Source organism: Inhella sp. (assembly GCF_041912635.1).
Lineage (GTDB): Bacteria > Pseudomonadota > Gammaproteobacteria > Burkholderiales > Burkholderiaceae_C > Inhella.
This window is the reverse complement of the sequence record NZ_JAYRMO010000022.1, coordinates 47,997-67,833: the sequence shown is the minus strand read 5'-3', so window position 1 is coordinate 67,833 and position 19,837 is coordinate 47,997. Positions and strand designations below refer to the sequence as shown.

At 70.4% G+C, this 19,837-nt stretch carries 20 protein-coding genes; 17 read left to right on the top strand and 3 right to left on the bottom strand.

Going from position 1 to position 19,837, the window contains the following annotated elements; translation table 11 throughout:
• Position 1 precedes the first annotated feature (1 nt).
• Genes glyS through ACE3QP_RS13865 form a run of 4 tightly spaced genes read left to right on the top strand, consistent with a single transcriptional unit; the run spans position 2 to position 4,430 of the window.
• Positions 2 to 2,146, top strand: coding sequence for a glycine--tRNA ligase subunit beta (glyS, locus tag ACE3QP_RS13880; RefSeq protein ID WP_374436949.1), 2,145 nt, complete (start codon positions 2 to 4; stop codon positions 2,144 to 2,146).
• Between the two features lie 4 nt (positions 2,147 to 2,150).
• Positions 2,151 to 2,795 carry a D-glycero-beta-D-manno-heptose 1,7-bisphosphate 7-phosphatase gene (gmhB, locus tag ACE3QP_RS13875; RefSeq protein ID WP_374436947.1) on the top strand — a complete coding sequence of 215 codons (645 nt, stop codon included), beginning with the start codon at positions 2,151 to 2,153 and terminating at the stop codon, positions 2,793 to 2,795.
• Positions 2,792 to 3,592 (top strand): lysophospholipid acyltransferase family protein, encoded by an 801-nt coding sequence (locus ACE3QP_RS13870; RefSeq protein WP_374436945.1) that lies wholly within the window; start codon positions 2,792 to 2,794, stop codon positions 3,590 to 3,592. Before gmhB ends, ACE3QP_RS13870 begins: the two co-directional genes overlap by 4 nt.
• 7 nt (positions 3,593 to 3,599) lie before the next feature.
• Positions 3,600 to 4,430, top strand: coding sequence for a M48 family metallopeptidase (locus tag ACE3QP_RS13865; RefSeq protein ID WP_374436943.1), 831 nt, complete (start codon positions 3,600 to 3,602; stop codon positions 4,428 to 4,430).
• Between the two features lie 238 nt (positions 4,431 to 4,668).
• On the opposite strand, the gene ACE3QP_RS13860 is transcribed toward ACE3QP_RS13865, so the two are convergent.
• Positions 4,669 to 5,733 carry an MBL fold metallo-hydrolase gene (locus ACE3QP_RS13860; protein WP_374436941.1) on the bottom strand — a complete coding sequence of 355 codons (1,065 nt, stop codon included), beginning with the start codon at positions 5,731 to 5,733 and terminating at the stop codon, positions 4,669 to 4,671.
• Between the two features lie 170 nt (positions 5,734 to 5,903).
• Here ACE3QP_RS13860 and ACE3QP_RS13855 point away from each other — a divergent pair, with 170 nt between their 5' ends.
• On the top strand, positions 5,904 to 6,755 hold the full coding sequence (locus ACE3QP_RS13855) for a TonB family protein (RefSeq protein ID WP_374436939.1): 852 nt from the start codon (positions 5,904 to 5,906) through the stop codon (positions 6,753 to 6,755).
• A 129-nt stretch (positions 6,756 to 6,884) separates the two neighbouring features.
• Positions 6,885 to 7,586, top strand: coding sequence for a hypothetical protein (locus ACE3QP_RS13850; RefSeq protein WP_374436937.1), 702 nt, complete (start codon positions 6,885 to 6,887; stop codon positions 7,584 to 7,586).
• A gap of 6 nt (positions 7,587 to 7,592) precedes the next feature.
• Here ACE3QP_RS13850 and ACE3QP_RS13845 read toward each other — a convergent pair whose 3' ends face one another.
• Positions 7,593 to 9,977, bottom strand: coding sequence for a heavy metal translocating P-type ATPase (locus ACE3QP_RS13845; protein WP_374436935.1), 2,385 nt, complete (start codon positions 9,975 to 9,977; stop codon positions 7,593 to 7,595).
• A 53-nt stretch (positions 9,978 to 10,030) separates the two neighbouring features.
• Between ACE3QP_RS13845 and ACE3QP_RS13840 the strand changes: the two genes are divergently transcribed.
• Positions 10,031 to 10,234 carry a heavy-metal-associated domain-containing protein gene (locus ACE3QP_RS13840; RefSeq protein WP_374436934.1) on the top strand — a complete coding sequence of 68 codons (204 nt, stop codon included), beginning with the start codon at positions 10,031 to 10,033 and terminating at the stop codon, positions 10,232 to 10,234.
• Here the strand turns inward: ACE3QP_RS13840 and ACE3QP_RS13835 are convergent, their stop codons facing one another.
• Positions 10,235 to 10,618 carry a hypothetical protein gene (locus tag ACE3QP_RS13835; protein ID WP_374436932.1) on the bottom strand — a complete coding sequence of 128 codons (384 nt, stop codon included), beginning with the start codon at positions 10,616 to 10,618 and terminating at the stop codon, positions 10,235 to 10,237.
• An 86-nt stretch (positions 10,619 to 10,704) separates the two neighbouring features.
• On the opposite strand from ACE3QP_RS13835, the gene ACE3QP_RS13830 reads away from it, so the two are divergent.
• The 10 genes from ACE3QP_RS13830 (at position 10,705) to ACE3QP_RS13785 (ending at position 19,835) form a co-directional block, all read left to right on the top strand.
• Positions 10,705 to 12,327, top strand: a complete 1,623-nt coding sequence (locus ACE3QP_RS13830) for a carboxyl transferase domain-containing protein (RefSeq protein WP_374436931.1) — start codon at positions 10,705 to 10,707, stop codon at positions 12,325 to 12,327.
• A gap of 10 nt (positions 12,328 to 12,337) precedes the next feature.
• Positions 12,338 to 13,171: a dienelactone hydrolase family protein gene (locus ACE3QP_RS13825; RefSeq protein WP_374436929.1), complete on the top strand. Its 834-nt coding sequence runs from the start codon at positions 12,338 to 12,340 to the stop codon at positions 13,169 to 13,171.
• The gene (locus ACE3QP_RS13820; protein ID WP_374436928.1) at positions 13,134 to 13,673 is read left to right on the top strand and encodes a GNAT family N-acetyltransferase; all 540 of its coding nucleotides are present in this window, start codon (positions 13,134 to 13,136) and stop codon (positions 13,671 to 13,673) included. Before ACE3QP_RS13825 ends, ACE3QP_RS13820 begins: the two co-directional genes overlap by 38 nt.
• A complete protein-coding gene (locus ACE3QP_RS13815; RefSeq protein WP_374436927.1) occupies positions 13,670 to 14,455 on the top strand; it encodes an enoyl-CoA hydratase/isomerase family protein in 786 nt (261 codons plus the stop codon). The genes ACE3QP_RS13820 and ACE3QP_RS13815 overlap by 4 nt, the downstream gene beginning before the upstream one ends.
• Positions 14,446 to 15,741 carry an adenosylmethionine--8-amino-7-oxononanoate transaminase gene (gene bioA / locus ACE3QP_RS13810; RefSeq protein ID WP_374436982.1) on the top strand — a complete coding sequence of 432 codons (1,296 nt, stop codon included), beginning with the start codon at positions 14,446 to 14,448 and terminating at the stop codon, positions 15,739 to 15,741. The genes ACE3QP_RS13815 and bioA overlap by 10 nt, the downstream gene beginning before the upstream one ends.
• A complete protein-coding gene (locus tag ACE3QP_RS13805) occupies positions 15,725 to 16,903 on the top strand; it encodes an aminotransferase class I/II-fold pyridoxal phosphate-dependent enzyme (protein WP_374436926.1) in 1,179 nt (392 codons plus the stop codon). Before bioA ends, ACE3QP_RS13805 begins: the two co-directional genes overlap by 17 nt.
• On the top strand, positions 16,900 to 17,604 hold the full coding sequence (gene bioD / locus ACE3QP_RS13800; protein WP_374436924.1) for a dethiobiotin synthase: 705 nt from the start codon (positions 16,900 to 16,902) through the stop codon (positions 17,602 to 17,604). Before ACE3QP_RS13805 ends, bioD begins: the two co-directional genes overlap by 4 nt.
• Complete coding sequence (gene bioB, locus ACE3QP_RS13795) at positions 17,604 to 18,638, top strand: biotin synthase BioB (protein WP_374436922.1); 1,035 nt, start codon at positions 17,604 to 17,606, stop codon at positions 18,636 to 18,638. Before bioD ends, bioB begins: the two co-directional genes overlap by 1 nt.
• 2 nt (positions 18,639 to 18,640) lie before the next feature.
• Positions 18,641 to 18,991 (top strand): DUF3147 family protein, encoded by a 351-nt coding sequence (locus tag ACE3QP_RS13790; protein ID WP_374436920.1) that lies wholly within the window; start codon positions 18,641 to 18,643, stop codon positions 18,989 to 18,991.
• A 79-nt stretch (positions 18,992 to 19,070) separates the two neighbouring features.
• Positions 19,071 to 19,835: a hypothetical protein gene (locus tag ACE3QP_RS13785; protein ID WP_374436919.1), complete on the top strand. Its 765-nt coding sequence runs from the start codon at positions 19,071 to 19,073 to the stop codon at positions 19,833 to 19,835.
• Positions 19,836 to 19,837: the final 2 nt, after the last annotated feature.

Here is a 19,837-nt window from a genome sequence, read left to right as displayed (position 1 = left end):
CGTGAGCACGCATCAAAACCTCCTTGTCGAACTGTTTGTCGAAGAGCTGCCGCCGAAGGCGCTCAAGAAATTGGGCGAATCGTTCGCGCAGCTGATCGAAGCCGCGCTGCGCGCCCAAGGCCTGGTGGGGGAGGGCGCGGTGGCGACCTCGTTCGCCTCGCCGCGCCGCCTCGGTCTGCACCTGACCCAGGTGCTGGAGCAGGCGCCCGAGAAGGCCCAGCGCGTCAAGCTGATGCCGGTGGCTGTGGGCTTGGGGGCCGATGGCCAGCCCAGCCCGGCGCTGCTGAAGAAGCTCGCAGCCTCCGGCCTGGCCGCCGACACCCCGCTGGAGCGGGCCCTGGACGGCAAGGCCGAGGCCCTGTTCGCCAACACCGTGCAGCCCGGGGCCAGCTTGGCCCAGGGCCTGCAGCAGGCCTTGGACGAGATGCTCAAGGCCCTGCCCATCCCCAAGGTGATGAGCTACCAGCTCGCGGATGGCTGGAGCAATGTGCACTTCGTGCGTCCCGTGCACAGCCTGATCGCGCTGCACGGCGACACCGTGGTTCCCGTGAGCCTGCTGGGCCTGCAGTCCGGCCGTCACACGCAAGGCCACCGCTTCGAGGCCGCCGAGCTGCGGCTGGAGATCGAGCATGCCGACCATTACGCCGAGGCACTGAAGACCCGCGGCGCGGTGATCGCCAGCTTTGCCGAGCGCCGCGCCGAGCTGCAGCGTCAGCTGCAGGCTGCCGGCGCCAAGCTGGGCCTGAAGCCCATCGACGACGAGGCGCTGCTCGATGAGGTCACCGCCCTGGTCGAGCGTCCCAACGTGCTGCATTGCCAGTTCGAGAAGGACTTCCTGGAAGTGCCGCAGGAATGCCTGATCCTGACGATGAAGGCCAACCAGAAGTACTTCCCGCTGCTGGATGCCGCCGGCAAGCTGACGGAACATTTCCTGGTGGTGAGCAACATCGCCCCGGCCGACGCCAGTGCGGTGATCCAGGGCAATGAGCGCGTGGTGCGCCCGCGCCTGGCGGATGCCAAGTTCTTCTACGACCAGGACCGCAAGAAGAAGCTGGCCGATCGCGTGCCCGGCCTGGCCAAGGTGGTCTACCACGGCAAGCTGGGCAGCCAGGGCGAGCGTGCCGAGCGCGTGCGCGCCATTGCCCACGCCATCGTGAACCAGCTGCGCAGCGCCACCGTGCCCTACACGGTGGACGCCAAGGACCAGTTCGACGTGCTGGACAGCAAGGTCCAGCAGGCGGCGGTGCTGGCCAAGGCCGACCTGCTGACCGATATGGTGGGCGAGTTCCCCGAACTGCAAGGGATCATGGGCGGTTATTACGCCCGCCATGAGGGCCTGCGCGATGGCGTGGCCATTGCCATCGAAGACCACTACAAGCCGCGCTTCGCCGGCGACGCACTGCCGCGCAACCACACCGGCACTGTGCTGGCCCTGGCCGACAAGCTGGAGACCCTGGTGGGCCTGTTCGGCGTCGGCCAACTGCCCAGCGGCGACAAGGACCCGTTCGCGCTGCGCCGCCACGCGCTCGGCGTGATCCGCATCCTGATGGAGAAGAACCTGCCGCTCAGCCTGCCCGCCCTGGTGCAGGCTGGCGTGGCCGCCTTCCCCGAGGGCATGCTGACGCACGCCACCGTGCAGGAAGACCTGCTGCACTTCGCCTACGAGCGCCTGACCGGCGCGCTGCGCGAGCAGGGCTATTCGGCGCAAGAGGTGGACGCGGTGATCGCCCTGCGCCCGGCGCAATGGGGCGACATCCCCAAGCGCCTGGCGGCGGTGCGCGCCTTCGCGGCGCTGCCCGAGGCGCCGGCCCTGGCAGCGGCCAACAAGCGCGTCGGCAACATCCTGAAGAAGAGCGAGGAGGCGCCGGTGGCGCTGAACGGCGCGCTGCTGCAGGAAGCCGCCGAACAGCAGCTCGCCGCTGCGTTGCAAGCCGCCACGGCTCAGGCCGATCCGCTCTTCGAGCAGGGTGACTACACCGGTTCGCTGCGCGCCCTGGCGGCACTGAAAGCCCCGGTCGATGCCTTCTTCGACGGCGTGATGGTGAACGCCGAGGACGCTGCCGTACGCGCGAATCGCCTGGCCTTGTTACGGGGTTTGCAGCAGGCCATGAACCGCGTCGCGGAGCTGGCCCGTCTGGCACAGTAAACCGATGCATTCCCACCACCACGCCCATCACCCGATGAAGCTGGTGATCCTCGGCCGCGACGGCACGCTGAACCAGTACCGCGACGACCACGTCAAGTCGCCCGAGGAGCTGCGCCCGTTGCCGGGCGCGCTGGAGGCGGTGGCGCGGCTCAACCACCATGGCTGGCACACCGTGCTGGCGACCAACCAGCCCGGCATCGGCCGCGGCCTGCTGGACATGGGGGCCTTGAATGCCGTGCACCTGCGCCTCAACGAGCTGTTGCAGGCGGTGGGTGGGCGCCTGGACGCCGCTTTCTTCTGCCCGCATACGCCCGATGAGGGCTGCAGCTGCCGCAAGCCCCTGCCCGGCCTGATCGAGCAGGTTGGCGACCGTTTCGGGGCTGACCTCTCGACCGTGCACATGGTCGGTGCCTCGCTGCGCGACCTGCAGACGGCGGCGGCGGCGGGCTGCGTGCCCCATCTGCTGCGCGGTGATCGTCTCTCCGGCGTACCGGAAGAACGGATTGCCGAAATGCTGGATCAGGTGCCGGGCGCCCAGGTGCACCAGGACCTGGCCGCCTTCACCGATTGGCTGATCCAGTTCGAGCGGCGCGAACGCGCGGCTCGGGGCGAGAAGCTCGAACAAGACACCGAGGCCGGCGCGCTGTGAGCCACCCTTTGATGACGGCGCTGATGGCGCTGCGCTCCGCCTTGTTCTTCGCCTGGGGGGTGCTGACCATCGTGCCCTGGGCCACGGCAGCGGTGCTGATCTCGCCCTTTGTCTCGCCCACACGCCTGTACTGGTTCTGCTCGGCCTGGGGGCGTGTGCTGCTGTGGGGCCTGCACCATTTCGCGGGAGCGCGCGTGCGCCGGCTGGGTTTCGAGCGCCTGCCCCAGGGCAAGAAGGACGCCGTCATCCTGCTGGCCAAGCACCAGAGCGCGCTCGAGACCCTGGCCCTGTTCGCCTACATGCCGCACCCGCTGGCTTTCGTGTTCAAGAAGGAGCTGCTCTACATCCCCTTCTTCGGCTGGGCCCTGGGGCGCATGGACATGGTGCACATCGACCGCAGCCGCCGTGCCGAGGCCTTCAACAAGGTGGCGGCGCAGGGCCGGCGCCTGGCGGCGCAGGGCACCTGGGTCATCATGTTTCCCGAGGGCACGCGCATCCCGCGCGGCGAGACCGGCCAGTACAAGACCGGCGGCACCCGCCTGGCCTGCGACACCGGCCTGGCCGTGCAGCCCGTGGCCTGTGCCACCGCCAAGGTCTGGCCGCCGCGAAGCCTCCTGATCAGCCCGGGCGAGTACGAGCTCTCGGTGGGCCCGGTGCTCGCGCCGCAGGGCCACACGCCGGACAGCCTGATGGTCGAGGTCAAGCAATGGATCGAGGCCGAGATGCGGCGCCTGGACCCTGCGGCCTACCGCCCGGCGGCGCCTGCTCCGCAGGCGGCCCCCGCGCCGCAACCCTGAAGAGCGCATGAGCGACGACGCGCCCAACCAGCTTGCCTTGTTCGACAGCGCCCCGCGGCGCGAGCCCCTGCTGGCCCCGGCCGCGCAGCCGCGCCAGGGCGGGCCGCACGTGGACCTGGGTGCCCGCCGCCTGCCCTACACGCTGACGCGCTGCCGCCGTCGCTCGATCGGCTTTTCCATCGGCCCCGAGGGCCTGCGCGTGCGGGCGCCGCGCTGGGTCACGGTGGCCGAGATCGAGGGCGTGCTGCGCGAGCGCAGCGAGTGGATCCTGCGCAAGTGGCAGGAATGCGAGCGCCGCGTCGAGCAGTTGGAGGCCCTGCGCGTGCAATGGCGCGATGGCGAGCTGCTGCCCTTTCTGGGCGGCCAGCTGCGCCTGCGTGCGAGCGATGAGCCGGCCCCACGCCGTGCCGCCGTGGCGAGCTGGCAGGAGGCGGCGCTGCCCGGCGAGCACCCCGAGCTGTGGCTGCGCCTGCCGCCGCTGGCGCAGGAATCCCAGTGGCGCGATGCCGTGCAGGCCTGGCTGCAGCAGCGCGCGCGCAGCCATTTCGAGCCGCGGCTGGCGCATTTCGCCGAGCTGCTTCAGGTGCGCGTGGAGAAGCTGCGCCTGTCCAGCGCCCAGGGGCGCTGGGGCAGCGCGAACAGCCGCGGCGTCATCAGCCTGAACTGGCGGCTGATCCATTTCAGCCCGGCGGTGATTGACTACGTCATTGCCCACGAGGTGGCGCATCTGCGCGAGATGAACCACAGCCCGCGCTTCTGGAACTTGGTGGCCGAACTGCTGCCCGGCTTCGAAAGCCCGCGCGCCGAACTCAAGCGCGCCCAGTTGCCGCCGCTGTAAAGCGGTCACCGTGGCGCGGTCGGCTCCTCCTGATTGAGGAGAGCGACTTGTATCTTGATGTTAAGTCTCTGTCTTCATTGGGGAAATCGCCTCCTTCTTTCGGCTTCCCCCTTTTGGGGGGCTGGCCGGGTCAGTAGCAAGGCAACACACTGCGCGCCATCGCTGTCATCCAGGCGATCCCACAGGGAGAGAAGACGAACCGCCGCCGCACCTGCAAAGGTCGGCGGCGGATTCGCTTTCAGAGCGCGCTGAAGCGCCAGATGCCGTCCGCGCCCAGCGTGCGCCGAGCTTCACCCTGCAGCCAAAGATGGTTCAGGTGGGCAATCGCCTCGCCCATCGCGAAGGTGGTCTGGTGCAAGTCGAGCTTGCGCGGGAACAGCACGGGCAGCACCTCGGCGGCACTGTGCGGGCCCTGCGCCAGCGCGGCGCGCAGATCGGCCAGGCGTTCGCGATGGTGTTCCTGCAACTGCCCAATGCGGCGTTGCAGTCCGCGGAACGGACGGCCATGCGCGGGCAGCACCAGGGTCGAGTCGGGCAAATCAGCCAGGCGGGCCAGGGAGTCCAGGTAGAGCTTGAGCGGGTCGGCCTCGGGCTCGACATCCACCACCGAAACATTGGTGGAGATACGCGGCAGCACCATGTCGCCGGCGATCAGAAGACCCTGCGCGGGCGCGCTGAAGCACAGGTGCTCGGGCGAATGGCCTTGGCCGGCGCGCGCCTGCCAGCGCCCGGCGCCGATCTGCAGCCACTCGCCGTCCAGCAGGCGCCGGTAGGCCATTGGCACGGCCGGCACCATGCTGGGGTAGTAACTGGCGCGGGCGCGGATCTTGACCTGGGCTTCCTCGTCCACCAGGCCATGGCTGGCAAAGAAGTCGGCCGCGGCGCTGCCGCCCATCCCGACGGTGGAGCCGCTGGCCAGTCGAGCGACCTGGTAATCGGTGGCGCTCATCCACAGGCGAGCGCCCAGGCGCTCGCACAGCCAGGCGGCGTTGCCCATGTGGTCCGGATGGAAGTGGGTGACGATGACGCGCCGCACCGGTGTGCCGGCCAGCGGGGCCTGCTCCAGCACCTGCAGCCAGGCGCTGCGGGTGGCCTCGTCGGCAATGCCGCAGTCCACGATCGCCCAGCCCGGGCCCTGGGCCGGATCGTCGTCGCGCAACAGCCACAGGTTGATGTGGTCCAGCGCGAAGGGCAGGCGCATGCGCAGCCACAGCAGGCCGGGCAGGATCTCGACCGTGCGGCCCGGTTCGGGCAGGGTGTCGCCAAACGGAAAGTCCAGCGCGGCTTCTTGGGCGTTGGCCATACAGGGTGCATTTGTTACCGATCGGGCACGATAGCCGACGCCGAATCTGTAACGCAGTTACAAATTCCGCGGCCTGCGCGTGAGCTCTTTCTCATAGAGGCGAGCCCCCAGGAATGTGCCGGGATTACCCCAGCATGACAAAAGGTGTCGATCCGTACACTGCGCCTCCCATGACCGGAGTGGCGGGCTTTCACGCCCACTGGCTGGCCGTTGAGGAGATTTCCCCCATGTTCCTGCGCACATCCATTCGGGCGACCACGCTGGTGTCGCTCCTTTCGTTGAGCCTGGGCGTCCTGGCGCAGAGCGGCGACGCCGGTCTCAGCGACCAGGAGCGGGCCAAGCGCGACGCTGGCAAGGTCTTCAACTTCATCAAGTTCCACGCCGTGCGTGCGGCCAAACCGGCTGACAAGCCGGCCGAGAAGCCCGCCGACAAGCCCGCGGAGACTCGTGCGGCGGTGGCGGCGGCGCCCGTGGCACGACGGGCCAGCGATGCCCAGGTGGCCTCGCTGGACGCGGCACGCGCGGCCGAGCCGGCGCCGGCCCAGGGGCTAGGCGCACCGGCCAACCAAGCGGCAGCACCCGCGGCGACGGTGACCCAGTCCGCCACGGTTGCGAGCCCGATCGGCCAGAGTGAGCCCAGCTCCCAGGCTGCCCCTGTCCAGGGAGCCGGGGCCGCCGTGTTGCCCGCCGCGGCCCTGGTGACGGCGCCCAGCCAGCCAGCGCCCTCGGTGACGCCGCCGCCGCCGGCCGAGCCCGAGCCCGAAGAGGAAGTGGCGCTGCAATTGCTTGAGTATGTCGAGCCCGAACTGCCGCGTGCCAACAACGTCAACACGGTGACAGGCGGCAAGGTCACGGTGCGGTTCGAGGTGGGTACGGATGGCAAGGTCGTCAGCGCGGTGCCGCGCGAGGGCGCGCCGCGCCGTCTGGCGCAGGCTGCGGCCCGGGCCGTGCAGCAATGGCGCTTTGCTCCGCTGAATGCGGCGCGTGAGGCCGAGGTCGACATCGTGTTCAAGCTCGATTGAGCGTGACGCATTGCCGTGAACAGGGGATGGGGGGCGAAGGCGTGCAGTATTCGTCTTGTCGCCCCGGGGAGGCGCCTCTATCGTCGCGGCTTCCTTCAGTCTGAGGAGTTTGGGATGGCGTGGGGTGGTATGAAGCGTGGGCTGTGTGTGATGGTGGCTGCGGCCTTGGCTGGCGGCGCCTGGGCGCAGTCGGACGGCAAGATCAGCGATTCCGAGCGTGCCAAGCGCGACGCTGAGAAAGTCTTCAGCTTCATCAAGTTCCACACCGTCAAGCCGGCCGCTGCTGCGGCGCCGGCCAAACCCGCTCCCACAGCCGCCAAGCCGACCGCGGCGCCGGCGCCGCGCCCCAGTTCGGGCGGCAGCCAGGTGGCCACCGCCTCCTCCGGTTCCAGCCCCAATGCACCGGCCGCCGCGTCTGAGCCCGTCATCACCCGCAGCCTGGAGCCGGCCGCACCGCCGCCGCAAACCAGCACTCAGCCGGTGGCCGCACCCGTCAACACCCTGCCGCCAGCGGCCAGCGTGCCGCCCACGGCCACGCCGGATCCCGAGCCCGAGGTTGAGGCCGAAGAGGTCCCGCTGAAGCTGGAGCAGTACGTCGCGCCCGAAATGACGCGGCAGGTGCTCGAGGCCATCGGTGGACGTGACCATGTGGTGCCGGTGCGCTTCACGGTCGAACCCAACGGGGTGGTCAGCAAGGCCGAGCCGCGTGAAGGTGGAAACCGCCGCTTGGGTCTGGCTGCCGCGCGCGCCGTGCAGCAATGGCGCTTCGGCCCGCTGCCCGAGCGTCGGGTCGTGGATGTGGAGCTGATGTTCCGCGCTCCGACCGAATAAGCGACCTCAGGCGCGCCGCAGCCGCAGCGCGTTGCCAAGCACCATGAGGCTGCTGGCCGCCATGGCGGCGCTGGCGCCCATGGGGTGCAGCTGCCCGGCCATGGCCAGCGGCAGCATCAGGGCATTGAAGCCAAAGGCCCACACCAGGTTTTGACGGATGGCCCGGAGGGTGCGCCGCGCCAGGCGCAAGCCTTCGGGGATGCGTCGCAGGTCGTCGTGCAACAGGGTCAAAGTGGCAGCTTGCGCGGCTACTTCGGTGCCGCGCCCGCCCGCCCCCATGGCGATGCCGACATCGGCGGCGGCCAGCGCCGGCGCATCGTTGATGCCGTCGCCCACCATGGCCACGCGTTCGCCGCGCGCCTTCCAGGCGTGGATGGCGCCCAGCTTGTCCTGCGGCAGCAGGCCCCCGTGCACATCGTCCTCGTTCTGGAAGCCGAGTTGCTGGGCCACAGCCAGCGCGGCCTCGGGGCGGTCGCCGGACAGCAGACTGCAGCGCAGGCCCTGCTCACGCAGCGCCTGCAGGGCGGCGGCCGCTTCTGCCCGCGGGCGGTCGCCAAAGCTCAGCAGGCCCAGCAGTTGGGCGGCGGGCTGGCCGCCGGCCAACCAGCTGATGCTGTGGCCGCGCGCCGCCTGCTGCTGGGCGCTCGCTTCCCAGGCGCCGGTGGCCAGGCCCAATTCGGCCATGTAGCGGCTGGAGCCCAGATGCAGCTGCAGCTCGCCCAGGCGCCCCGTGAGGCCCAAGCCGGCCAGGCTGCGCACCTCGGTGGCGACCGGCGTGGGCAGCTCACCCTGCGCCTGCACCAGGGCCTTGGCCAGCGGGTGCTCGCTGCCCTGGGCCAGGGCGGCCGCCAGGGCCTGCACCTGCAGGCGGTTGCTGTCGGCCAGCGGTTCGATGCCCACCAGCTCGGGCTGGCCTCGCGTCAGGGTGCCGGTCTTGTCGAACACGATGCGGTCGATCGTGGCCAGCTGCTCCAGCGCGGCGGCGTCACGCACCAGCAGCCCGCGCCGCGCGGCGCGGCCGATCCCCACCACCACGGCGGTGGGCGTGGCCAGGCCGAGCGCACAGGGGCAGGCCACCACCAACACCGAGACCGCGGCCACCAGGCCCTGGCCCCAGCGTCCGGTCAGCGTCCACACCAGCAGCGTGCCCAGCGCCAGCAGTAGCACGGCCGGCACGAAGCGCGCGGCCACGCGGTCGGCCAGGCGCTGGATGGGCGCCTTGCTGGCCTGGGCCGATTCGACCAGGCGCACCAGTTGCGCGAGGCTGGAGGCGGCGGCGGTCTGGGTAGCGCGCAGCTCGATCACGCCGTCCAGGTTCAGCGCACCGGCGCGCAGGATGTCGCCGGGTTGCTTGGCCAGGGGCAGGGGTTCGCCGCTCAGGTGCGCTTCGTCCACATGGGTGCGGCCTTCGCTCAGACGGCCGTCGCAGGGGATACGGGCACCGGGGCGCACCCGCACGCGGTCGCCGGGCTTGAGCTCGGCCAGCGCCTCGAGGCGCCAGGCGCCGTCGCGCCAGAGCTCGACCTGGACCGGCGCGAGCTCCTGCAGCCCACGCAGCGCGCTGCCGGTGGCGCGCTTGGCGCGCGCTTCCAGCCAACGTCCCAGCAGTACGAAGCTGAGGATGGAGGCGCCCGACTCGAAGAACAGCTCCATCGGCCCGGCGCCACGCCACAGCAGCCACAGGCTCAGGCCCAGGGCGGCACTGGAGCCCAGGGCAATCAGCAGGTCCATGCCGGGGCTGTGCGCGCGCAGTCCGGCCCAGGCGGCCTTGTAGAAGCGCCGCCCCGGGCCGAATTGCACGGCGGCGGCCAACAGGGCCTGCACCGCGCCCGGCAGCATCAGATGCAGGCCGAAGGGCATGGCGAGCATGGGCGCCAGCAGGGGCAGGGTCAGGGTCCAGGCGAGCAGCAGGTCGCGGCGCAGCGCGGCTTGCTCGGCCGCCAGGATGCCGCTGGGGTCGCTTTGGGTCTGCAAGGCCGCGGCGAAGCCGGCCGCACGGGCCGCCTGCAGCAGCGCGGCGGGCTGCGTGCTGGGCAGGGCTTGCAAGGCCACGCTGGCCGCGCCCAGATTGACCTGCACCAGCACCACGCCGGGCACGCGCGCCAGGGCCTCGTGGGCGCGCAGCGCATCGGCGGCGTCGTGCAGGCCTTGCAGGTGCAGGGTGGCCTGTGTGAGTGGCACGTCGTAGCCGGCCTTGCGCACGGCGGCCATCAATGCCACAGCGCTCCAGCCGGGCTCCAACTGCAGCTGCGCGCGGTTCTCGGTCAGCAGCACCTCGGCCTTGCGCACGCCGGGCACGCCGGCCAGGGTCTTTTCCACGCGCGCCACGCAGGCGGCGCAATGCATGCCGCTGATGGGCAGGGCCAGATCGACGGAGGGCAGGGCAGACATGGCGGGGCAGTGTAGGCAGCGCCACCGCGGCGCAAGCGCGGAACAATGGCGACATGAACGCCCACCACTTCCAGCTCCCTGACCTTTCCTGCGGCCATTGCGTAGCGGCCGTGACGCGAGCCCTGCAGGCCCTGCACCCCATGGTGCAGGTGCAGGCCGACCCGGCCACCAAGGCCGTGCGGGTGCAGGCGCCGGCTGCACTCAGCGCCGAACAGCTGGCCGCGGCGCTGCGCGAGGCCGGCTACCCGCCGGCGTGATCAGTCCTGGATCACCCAGGCGCCGGAGCAGGCGCGGCAGCTGACTTCCGCGCCGTCCGGGCGCGCACACAGGCACTGCAGGCGTCCATACGTGCCGCAGTGCGGGCAGGTGGCTTGCAGCGAGACCGATTCGGCCTGACCCAGCAGCACGCCATAACGGCGCAGCGCCCAAAACCCGACCGAGGCACTGGCCAGCACGCCGGCCCAGTTCCAGGCGCGTCCGCCCTGCGCCAGGCCCATGGCCTCAAAGCTGCCCAGCAGGGCCAGCAGGCTGAGCAGGGCCAGCACCAAATGCGCATGGCCGGCCAGCAGCTGCCGCTCGTACCAGCGCTTGAATCCCAGCCGCTGCAAGGCGTCGAAGAGAGCGGAGCCGGAGCGGGTCATGGGTCGAGCCTAGCCCTGCGACCACCCGTCGGCAAGGCCCGACCGCTCGGTCGGGCGAGAATGCCGGCCCTCCAAGGAAGAACCCCATGGCCCAGCTCCAGAGCAAGCTCAATCCCCGTTCCGCCGAGTTTCAGCACAGCGCCAGCGCCATGCGCGCCTTGATCGAGGACCTGCAGGCTAAGCTGGCCCGCATCGCCGAAGGCGGCGGTGAGGCGGCGCGCGCTAAGCATGTGGCACGCGGCAAGCTGCTGCCGCGCGACCGCGTGGCGATGCTGCTGGACCCCGACACGCCCTTCCTGGAAGTGGCCCCGCTGGCCGCGCTGAACGTCTACAAGGAAAAGGACGGCAGCGACAGCGCGCCCTGCGCGGGCGTCATCACCGGCATCGGCCGCGTCGCCGGGGTCGAATGCATGATCGTGTGCAACGACGCCACCGTGAAGGGCGGCACCTACTACCCGCTCACCGTCAAGAAGCATCTGCGCGCGCAGGAAATCGCCGAGCAGAACCACCTGCCCTGCATCTACCTGGTGGACAGCGGCGGCGCCAACCTGCCGAACCAGGACGAGGTCTTCCCGGACCGCGACCACTTCGGCCGTATCTTCTACAACCAGGCCAATCTCTCGGCCCAGGGCGTGCCGCAGATCGCCGTGGTGATGGGCAGTTGCACGGCCGGTGGCGCCTATGTGCCGGCGATGAGCGACGAGACCATCATCGTCAAGAACCAGGGCACCATCTTCCTGGGCGGCCCGCCGCTGGTGAAGGCCGCCACCGGCGAGGTGGTGAGCGCCGAGGACTTGGGCGGTGGCGACGTGCACACGCGCCTTTCCGGCGTGGCCGACCACCTGGCCGAGAACGACACCCACGCCCTGGCCCTGGCCCGCCAGGTGGTGGGCAGCCTGAACTGGAGCAAGGCGCACAGCCTGAAGCTGCAGGCCCCCGAAGCGCCAGCCTACGACCCGGCCGAGCTGCATGGCGTGATCCCGACCGACACGCGCAAGCCGTTCGACGTGAGGGAAGTGATCGCCCGCGTGGTGGATGGCTCGAAGTTCGACGAGTTCAAGGCCCGCTACGGCACCACCCTGGTGTGCGGCTTCGCGCACATCGAGGGCATGCCCGTCGGCATCGTGGCCAACAACGGCATCCTGTTCGCCGAAAGCGCCAACAAGGGCGCGCACTTCATCGAGCTGTGCTGCCAGCGCAAGGTGCCGCTGGTGTTCCTGCAGAACATCACCGGCTTCATGGTGGGCCGCAAGTACGAGAACGAGGGCATCGCCCGCGCCGGCGCCAAGATGGTGACGGCGGTGGCCTGTGCCCAGGTGCCCAAGTTCACCGTCATCATCGGTGGCAGCTTCGGCGCCGGGAACTACGGCATGTGCGGCCGCGCTTACTCACCGCGCTTCTTGTGGATGTGGCCGAACGCGCGCATCTCGGTGATGGGCGGCGAGCAGGCGGCCTCGGTGCTGGCCACCGTGAAGCGCGACGGCATCGAGACCAAGGGCGGCAGCTGGAGCGCCGACGAGGAGGAGGCCTTCAAGGCCCCGATCCGTCAGCAGTACGAGGAGCAGGGCCACCCGTACTACGCCAGCGCCCGGCTGTGGGATGACGGCGTCATCGACCCCGCCGACACGCGGCGCGTGCTGGCGCTGGGCCTGAGCGCGGCGCTCAACGCCCCGATTCCCGAGACGAAGTTTGGTGTCTTCCGCATGTAAGGTGGCCGTCTTGCTGGCGCTTGCCGGCGCCACGCAGGCCGAGCCCCATCAGATTCCCGCCCGCGCCGGTGAGCCCGCGCTGCAGGCCCATTGGTACCCGCTGCCAGGTCCGCAGCCCCAGCCCGCGGTGCTGGCCCTGCACGGCTGCGGCGGCCTCTACCAGCGCGACGGCAAGACCCTGGACGCGCGCTACCCGGCGTACCGCCAGTTCCTTGCCGGCCTGGGCGTGCAGCTGCTGCTGACCGACAGCTGGGGCAGCCGCGGCTTGGGCCCGCAGTGCAGCACGCCATACGCCGAGCGCAAGGTCTCGGTGGCCGAACGCCGCGCCGATGCGCTGGCGGCGCTGGCCTGGCTGCGCCAGCAGCCCGGCGTGGACCCGGCGCGCATCGCCTTGCTGGGCTGGAGCAATGGCGGCACCACCGCGCTGACGCTGATCGACGCGCGCCGCGAGCCCAAGGCACCTGCGCTGGCCGCCGCAGCGCTCTACTACCCCGGCTGCGGCAAGCAGCTGCAGGCCGGTGCGCCGGCCATGCCCGTGCTGCTGCAGCTGGGTGCGGCCGACGACTGGACCCCCGCCGCCCCCTGCGAGCAGCTGGCTGCGCGCTGGCAGGCCGAAGGGGCCGCGGTGCAGCGCATCAGCTACGCCGGCGCCTTCCATGGCTTTGACAGCGTGCGCCCCGTCAGGCTGCGCACCGATGTGCCCAATGGCGTGAACCCGCAGGGCGTGCATCAGGGCGGCGATGCGGCCGCGCGGGCCGCATCCTTCGAAGCCCTGCGCCTCTTCCTGACCCAACACCTGAAGCTCGATGAAGCCCGTCACCATCCGCCCGCTGCAAGCCAGTGACTGCCTGCAGCAGCTGACCGCGCTGCTGCATGCCGCCTATGCCAGCCTGGTCGAACAGGGTTGGAACTTCACCGCGGCCAACCAGAGTGTCGAAACGACGCGCTCGCGCATCGCCGAGGGCCTCACCCTGGTGGCCGTGCAGGAGGCGCGCCTGGTCGGCACCGTCAGCATCCGCGGCCCCAAGCGCGCCGATGAGACCTATATCGCCGATGCCCCGCCGGCGCTCTACACCGAGCCTGGCACGGCCATCCTGTCCCAGCTGGCCGTGCACCCCGAGCTGCGCGGCCAGGGCCTGGCCGAGCGCCTGATGGACGCCGCCGAGGACTGGGCGCAGGCCCAGGGCTTCGCCCAGGTCGCGCTCGACACCGCCATCCCCGCCCAAGCCCTGCGCCGCCGCTACCTGCACCGCGGCTACGTGGAACGCGGCGGCGTGCAGTGGCGCGGCAAGACCTACGCCTCGGTGCTGATGAGCAAACCCCTGACCCCCCTGGAGGCCGCATGACCGCCACCCTGAAGATCGAAGAGCAGGACCGCGTCGCCCGCGTCACCCTGAACCGCCCCGAGGTTCGCAATGCCTTCAACGACGCCGTCATCCACGAACTGACGCGCGCCTTCGAGGACCTGGGGGCGCGCAAGGACCTGCGCTGCATCGTGCTCGCCGCCGAAGGCAAGGCCTTCTGTGCCGGCGCCGACCTGAACTGGATGCGGGCGATGGCCGACTATTCCTGGGAGGAGAACCACCAGGATGCTGGCCGCCTGGCCGAGATGCTGTGGACCATCTACCGCTGCCCCATGCCCGTGATCGCGCGCGTGCAAGGGGATGTGTACGCCGGCGGCGTGGGCTTGGTGGCCTGTGCCGACATCGTCGTCAGTACGGCAGCGGCGGGCTACTGCCTCAGCGAAGCCAAGCTCGGCCTGCTGCCCGCCACCATCGGCCCCTATGTGGTCAAGGCCATGGGCGAGCGCCAGGCGCGCCGCTGGTTCACGAGCGCCGAGCGCTTCGATGCCGCGACGGCGCAGCGCCTGGGCCTGGTGCATGAGCTCGTGGCCGACCTGGAAGCGCTCGATGCCAAGGTGAACGAGCTGACCGCGGCCCTGTGCGCCAATGGCCCGCATGCCGTGCAGGCCTGCAAGAAGCTGGTGCTCGACCTTGGCGCCGAGCCCCACATCACCGAAAAGCTGCGCGACGACACCGCGCGCCGCATCGCCGACATCCGCGCGTCAGCCGAGGGCAAGGCGGGCGTGCAAAGCTTCCTGACCAAGACCCCGGCACCCTGGCTTTGAGCAATTCCCTGAATCTGGCGGCGCGCAGCCGCGCCGCCGTCTGGCACCCCTGCACGCAAATGGCCCGCCTGGACCAGGTGCCGCCGCTGCCTATCGTGCGCGGCGAGGGCCCCTGGCTGTTCGACGACCAGGGCCGCCGCTACTTCGATGCGAACAGCAGCTGGTGGGTCAATCTGTTCGGCCATGCCGATGCCGGCCTGGCCGCTGCCATCGCCCGGCAGGCTCGCACCTTGCCGCATGTGATGCTGGCTGGCTGCACGCACGAACCGGCGGTGGAGCTGGCCGAGCGTTTGAGCGCGCGCACGGGCGGCGCGCTTGGCCATACCTTCTTCGGCAGTGACGGCGCCTCGGCGACCGAGATCGCGCTGAAGATGAGCGCGCACTTCTGGCGCAACCTTGGCCTGCCGGAAAAGAACGAGTTCATCGCCCTGGCCGGTGGCTACCACGGCGAGACCCTGGGGGCGCTGTCGGTCACCGACGTGGCGATCTTTCGCGATGCCTACGCGCCGCTGCTGCGCCGCACGCATCTGGCGCCGGCCCTGCACGAGGCCGGAGCGCTCGCGGCGATCGAGGCCAAGCTCGTCGCGCTGCAGGGCCGCTGTGCGGCCGTCATCGTCGAGCCCCTGATCCAGGGCGCGAGCGGCATGCGCATGCATGGGCCCGAAGTGCTGCGCGAGCTGCGGGCGCTCTGCACCAAGTACGACGCGCATCTGATCGCCGACGAGATTGCGGTGGGTTGCGGCCGCACCGGCAGCTTCTTCGCCTGGGAGCAGGTGGACCCGCTGAACTGGCCCGATTTCCTGCTGCTCAGCAAAGGCATCACCGGCGGCACCCTGCCCCTCTCCCTGGTGCTGACGACGGACCGTGTGTTCGAGGTCTTCTTGTCGGATGAGGTGGCGCGCGGCTTCCTGCATTCGCATTCCTACACGGGCAACGCGATCGCCTGTGCCGCCGCGAACGAGGTGCTGCGGCGCATGGACACGGTGCTGCCGACGCTGGCCCACCAGGCGGCGCTTCTGCGCGAGGCGTTCGCGCCGCTGCTGGCCGACGCGCGCATCGAGCACGGCCGCCAAACCGGCCTGGTGCTGGCCTTCGATGTGAAGGAGGCGGTGGCCGGCGCGCGCTTTGCCGAACGCTTCCATCTGGCGGCGCGCACGCACGAGCTGTTGATCCGTCCGATCGGCCGTGCCGTCTACCTGATGCCGCCCTACCTGATCGACGCCCCGACCGCCGCCTGGCTGGCCGAGCGCGCACGTGCCACGCTCGACGATGTCTGCCCTGTTTGAGCGCTTCCAGGCGCGCCTGGCCGAGCGCGCCGCGCAGGACCTGATCCGCACGCGCCGCATCGCCAGCTCGCCCACCGCGCCGCGCCAGGTCATCGACGGCGTCGAGAAGCTGCTGTTCTGCTCCAACGACTACTTGGGCCTGGCCGACCATCCGGCGCTGATTCAGGCGCTGCAGGAAGGCGCCCAGCGCTACGGCGTGGGCAGCGGCGCCTCGCACCTGATCAGCGGGCACTCCGAGGCCCACGAGGCGCTCGAGGCCGAGCTGGCGCGCTGGGCGCGCGACTGCATCCCGGACGCCCGCGCCATCACCCTGTGCACCGGCTACATGGCCAATCTGGCGCTGCTGACCGGCCTGGGCGACCGCGAGGACGCGCAGATCTTTTCCGAGCGCCTGAACCACGCCAGCCTGATCGATGGCGCGCGCCTGGCGCGGGCACAGAAGAGCGTCTACACCGAGCTGGACGAACTGGAGGCCCAGTTGCGTGCCTCGACGGCGGCCACCAAGCTGATCGTCAGCGATGCCGTGTTCAGCATGGACGGCCACCTGGCCCCGCTGCGCGAGCTGCTGGCGCTGGCCGAGGCGCACGATGCGCTGCTGCTGGTGGACGACGCCCATGGCTTTGGCGTGCTCGGCCCGCGCGGCCGCGGCAGCCTGGCGCACTGCGGGCTGCGCAGCGAGCGCCTGGTCTGGATGGGCACCCTGGGCAAGGCGGCCGGCGTGGCGGGCGCCTTCATCGCCGCCCACCCCACGCTGATCGAGTGGCTGCTGCAGACCGCCCGCCCCACCATCTTCACCACCGCCAGCCCGCCAGCCCTGGCGCACGCGCTGCTGAAGTCGCTCGAACTGATCGAGGGCGAGGAGGGCGAGCGCCGGCGCGACCAACTGGAGCTGCTGCGCGCGCAGCTGGTGGAGGGCCTGGCGCCCCTCGCCGCCGCGCGCGGCTGGGCGCTGCCGCGCTCGGACACGCCGATCCAGCCGCTGATCGTGGGGGCGAACGCGGCCGCGCTGGCACTCTCCGGGCGGTTGGACGCGGCCGGCATCCGCGTGCCAGCGATCCGCCCGCCGACCGTGGCGGCGGGCACGGCGCGGCTGCGCATCACGCTGTGCGCGGACCACCAGTCCGATGACATCGACACCCTCATCCGTGCCTTGCAGCCATGAGCCTCTTCTTCATCACCGGCACCGACACCGAAATCGGCAAGACCACCTGCACTGCCGCCCTGGTACAGGCCGCCGCCGCGCGCGGCCTGCGGGCCGCCGGCCTCAAGCCGGTGGCGGCCGGGCAGGACTTGAGGGAAGGGCGCTGGGTCAACGAGGACGTGGCCCTGCTTCACGCGGCGCAGGCCGCCGGCCTGAGCGAGGCCGAGGTCGGCCCCATCCAACTGCGCACGCCCTGCGCCCCGCACCTGGCCGCGCGCCTGGAAGGCCGGCCGATCCGGCGCGCCGAGGTGCTGGAGGCCGTGCGCGCGCCGCTGCACAAGCTTGACCTCGCCTTCGTCGAAGGCGTCGGCGGCTTCCGCGTGCCCCTGGATGAAGCGGCCGGCTGGGACAGTGCCGACCTGGCGCGCGAGCTGGCCGCACCGGTGATCCTGGTGGTGGGCCTGCGTCTGGGCTGCATCAACCACGCTCTGCTCACCGCCGAGGCCATTGCCAGTCGGGGTTTGCCCCTGGTCGGCTGGATCGGCAACACGGTGGACGGGCAGATGCTGCAACACGGCGAAAATCTCGCCACCCTGCGGGCTTTGCTGCCCGCACCCTGCCTGGGCGCGGTGCCGCGCCTGGCCGAGCCCTCACCCGGCGCGGTGGCCTCCCATCTGGAGGCTGCGGCCCTGGACCGTCTGTTGAAGTTGAAGGATTCCTGATGAACGCTCCCGTGCAACCCATCCACCTGCACCGTCCGCTCAAGGCCGAGCCGGGCTTGTGGAGCGTCGCCGAGGTCGAGGCCCTGTTCGCGCTGCCCTTCATGGAGCTGATCCACCGCGCGCAGAGCGTGCACCAGCAGCACCAGCCGGCCAACCAGGTACAGCTCTCGACCCTGCTGTCGATCAAGACCGGCGGCTGCGAGGAGGACTGCGCCTACTGCCCGCAGTCGGCTCATTACGACACCGGCCTGGAGGCCGAGAAGCTGCTGGATCTTTCCGAAGTGAAGGCGGCGGCCGAGGCTGCCAAGGCCAAGGGCGCCACGCGCTTCTGCATGGGCGCGGCCTGGCGCGCGCCCAAGGAGCGCCATATGGAGCAGCTGATGGCCATGGTGCGCGAGGTCAAGGGCTTGGGCCTGGAGACTTGCGTCACGGCCGGCATGCTCAAGCCCGAGCAGGCCGTGCAGCTGAAGGACGCGGGACTGGACTACTACAACCACAACCTCGACACCGCGCCCGAGTTCTATGGCGAGATCATCACCACCCGCACCTACCAGGATCGGCTGGACACCCTGGACGCCGTGCGCGCCACCGGCATGAAGGTCTGCAGTGGCGGCATCGTCGGCCTGGGCGAGAGCCGCGCCCAGCGCGCCGGCCTGGTGGCCCAGTTGGCCAACCTGAACCCGCCGCCGGAATCGGTGCCGATCAACAACCTCGTCAAGGTCGAAGGCACGCCGCTGGCCAAGAACGAAGATCTGGACCCGTTCGAGTTCGTGCGCACCATTGCGGTGGCGCGCATCACCATGCCGCACAGCATGGTGCGCCTGAGCGCCGGGCGCGAGCAGATGGACGAGGCCCTGCAGGCCCTGTGCTTCATGGCCGGCGCCAACTCGATCTTCTACGGCGAGAAGCTGCTGACCACCGGCAACCCGCAGGCCGAAGCCGACCGCAAGCTGCTGGAGCGCCTGGACCTGCGGGTGGCCGAGGTGCAGGAGGCGCCCAAGGCTGAAGCGGGCTGCGGCTGCGGGAGCGCCTGAGCGTGCTCTGGCTGGCGACCAAGTACGCGATCACCGCGGCGCTGGTTGTCGCCATTGGCGAGACCGTGCGCCGCAGCGACCGGCTGGGCGGCCTGATCGGCGCGCTGCCGTGGGTGACGGTGCTGGCCTTGGTGTGGATGCACGTGGAGGGGCAGCCGGTGCAGAAGCTGGCGCGCCATGCCGAGTACACGCTTTGGTATGTGCTGCCCACGCTACCGATGTTTGTTGCCTTTTCGTGGCTTTTGCCGCGTTGGGACTTCTGGCCGGCCTTGATCGGGGCTTGCGGGGTCGGACTGCTGGCATTCTTCGCATTTGCGCTGTTGTTGTGGCGTTGGGGGATCGAGCTGTGGTGAAAGCGGGTCGTGTGAGGAAGGGGGGCAGATGAAGCCCGAAGTGAGTGCCAACAGGGCGTCCGCGCCCTTGGATCCTCCGGTGACTGCCAGCGTCTTTGTCGACAGCCGTTGGGTTGGGCCGGCCAAGAAGGCCGCGCACTGGTTGATGTCCACCTGGGCGCCTGCCGTGCCCTCCGGCCTGGGCGCCGAGCGCCGTGCCAATCTGCAACGGCCGATGATCGACCGTATCCGCGATCTGGTCGGCTGGCGCCAGACTCAGACCCTGGTGGGTCGCCGCTATGGCCAGCGCGGCCTACGCGTCTCGCCCGCCGGTAGCCCGGAGCCCGGCCTGGCCACGCTGCAGGCCCGCGACGGCCGCCGCCTGGTGGGCACGCTCTCGGTGCGCCTGGATGGTCCCAACGGCCTGGCCGCCGACTACAGCTTCCCCGATGAATTGCTGCGCCTGCGCGCCAAGGGCCGCAAGCTGGTGGAGTTCTCGAAGCTGGCGGTGGAGGGCGCGGGCCTGTCCAAGTCGGTACTGTCGGGCCTGTTCCACATGGCTTATTTGTATGCGCACGGCATCCTGGAGGGCGACCTCATCGTCATGGAGGTCAACCCCCGCCACGCGCCCTTCTACCGTCGCATGCTGGGCGCCAAGCGCCTGGAGGTGGGCCACAACGCCGCGGTGGATGCCCCCTCGGTGCTGCTCTGTCTGGACATGGGCCATGTGCGCACCCAGATCGACCGCTTTGGCGGCAAGCCCGAGCTGGCCGATGAGGTGCGCTGCCTCTACCCCTACTTCTACGCCCCGGCCGAAGAGGCCGAACTGCTGGAGCAGCTGCGCGCCGACATGGCGGAGGCTTGAGG

Excerpts from the sequence above, each read along its gene's own strand:
- bioD (WP_374436924.1), top strand. The coding sequence starts at position 16,900 with ATGAGCCTCTTCTTCATCACCGGCACCGACACCGAAATCGGCAAGACC.
- ACE3QP_RS13850 (WP_374436937.1), top strand. The coding sequence starts at position 6,885 with ATGAAGCGTGGGCTGTGTGTGATGGTGGCTGCGGCCTTGGCTGGCGGC.
- ACE3QP_RS13835 (WP_374436932.1), bottom strand. The coding sequence starts at position 10,618 with ATGACCCGCTCCGGCTCCGCTCTCTTCGACGCCTTGCAGCGGCTGGGA.
- gmhB (WP_374436947.1), top strand. The coding sequence starts at position 2,151 with ATGCATTCCCACCACCACGCCCATCACCCGATGAAGCTGGTGATCCTC.
- ACE3QP_RS13805 (WP_374436926.1), top strand. The coding sequence starts at position 15,725 with ATGTCTGCCCTGTTTGAGCGCTTCCAGGCGCGCCTGGCCGAGCGCGCC.
- ACE3QP_RS13830 (WP_374436931.1), top strand. The coding sequence starts at position 10,705 with ATGGCCCAGCTCCAGAGCAAGCTCAATCCCCGTTCCGCCGAGTTTCAG.
- ACE3QP_RS13865 (WP_374436943.1), top strand. The coding sequence starts at position 3,600 with ATGAGCGACGACGCGCCCAACCAGCTTGCCTTGTTCGACAGCGCCCCG.
- ACE3QP_RS13815 (WP_374436927.1), top strand. The coding sequence starts at position 13,670 with ATGACCGCCACCCTGAAGATCGAAGAGCAGGACCGCGTCGCCCGCGTC.
- ACE3QP_RS13820 (WP_374436928.1), top strand. The coding sequence starts at position 13,134 with ATGAAGCCCGTCACCATCCGCCCGCTGCAAGCCAGTGACTGCCTGCAG.
- ACE3QP_RS13840 (WP_374436934.1), top strand. The coding sequence starts at position 10,031 with ATGAACGCCCACCACTTCCAGCTCCCTGACCTTTCCTGCGGCCATTGC.
- ACE3QP_RS13845 (WP_374436935.1), bottom strand. The coding sequence starts at position 9,977 with ATGTCTGCCCTGCCCTCCGTCGATCTGGCCCTGCCCATCAGCGGCATG.
- ACE3QP_RS13860 (WP_374436941.1), bottom strand. The coding sequence starts at position 5,733 with ATGGCCAACGCCCAAGAAGCCGCGCTGGACTTTCCGTTTGGCGACACC.
- bioB (WP_374436922.1), top strand. The coding sequence starts at position 17,604 with ATGAACGCTCCCGTGCAACCCATCCACCTGCACCGTCCGCTCAAGGCC.
- ACE3QP_RS13855 (WP_374436939.1), top strand. The coding sequence starts at position 5,904 with ATGACCGGAGTGGCGGGCTTTCACGCCCACTGGCTGGCCGTTGAGGAG.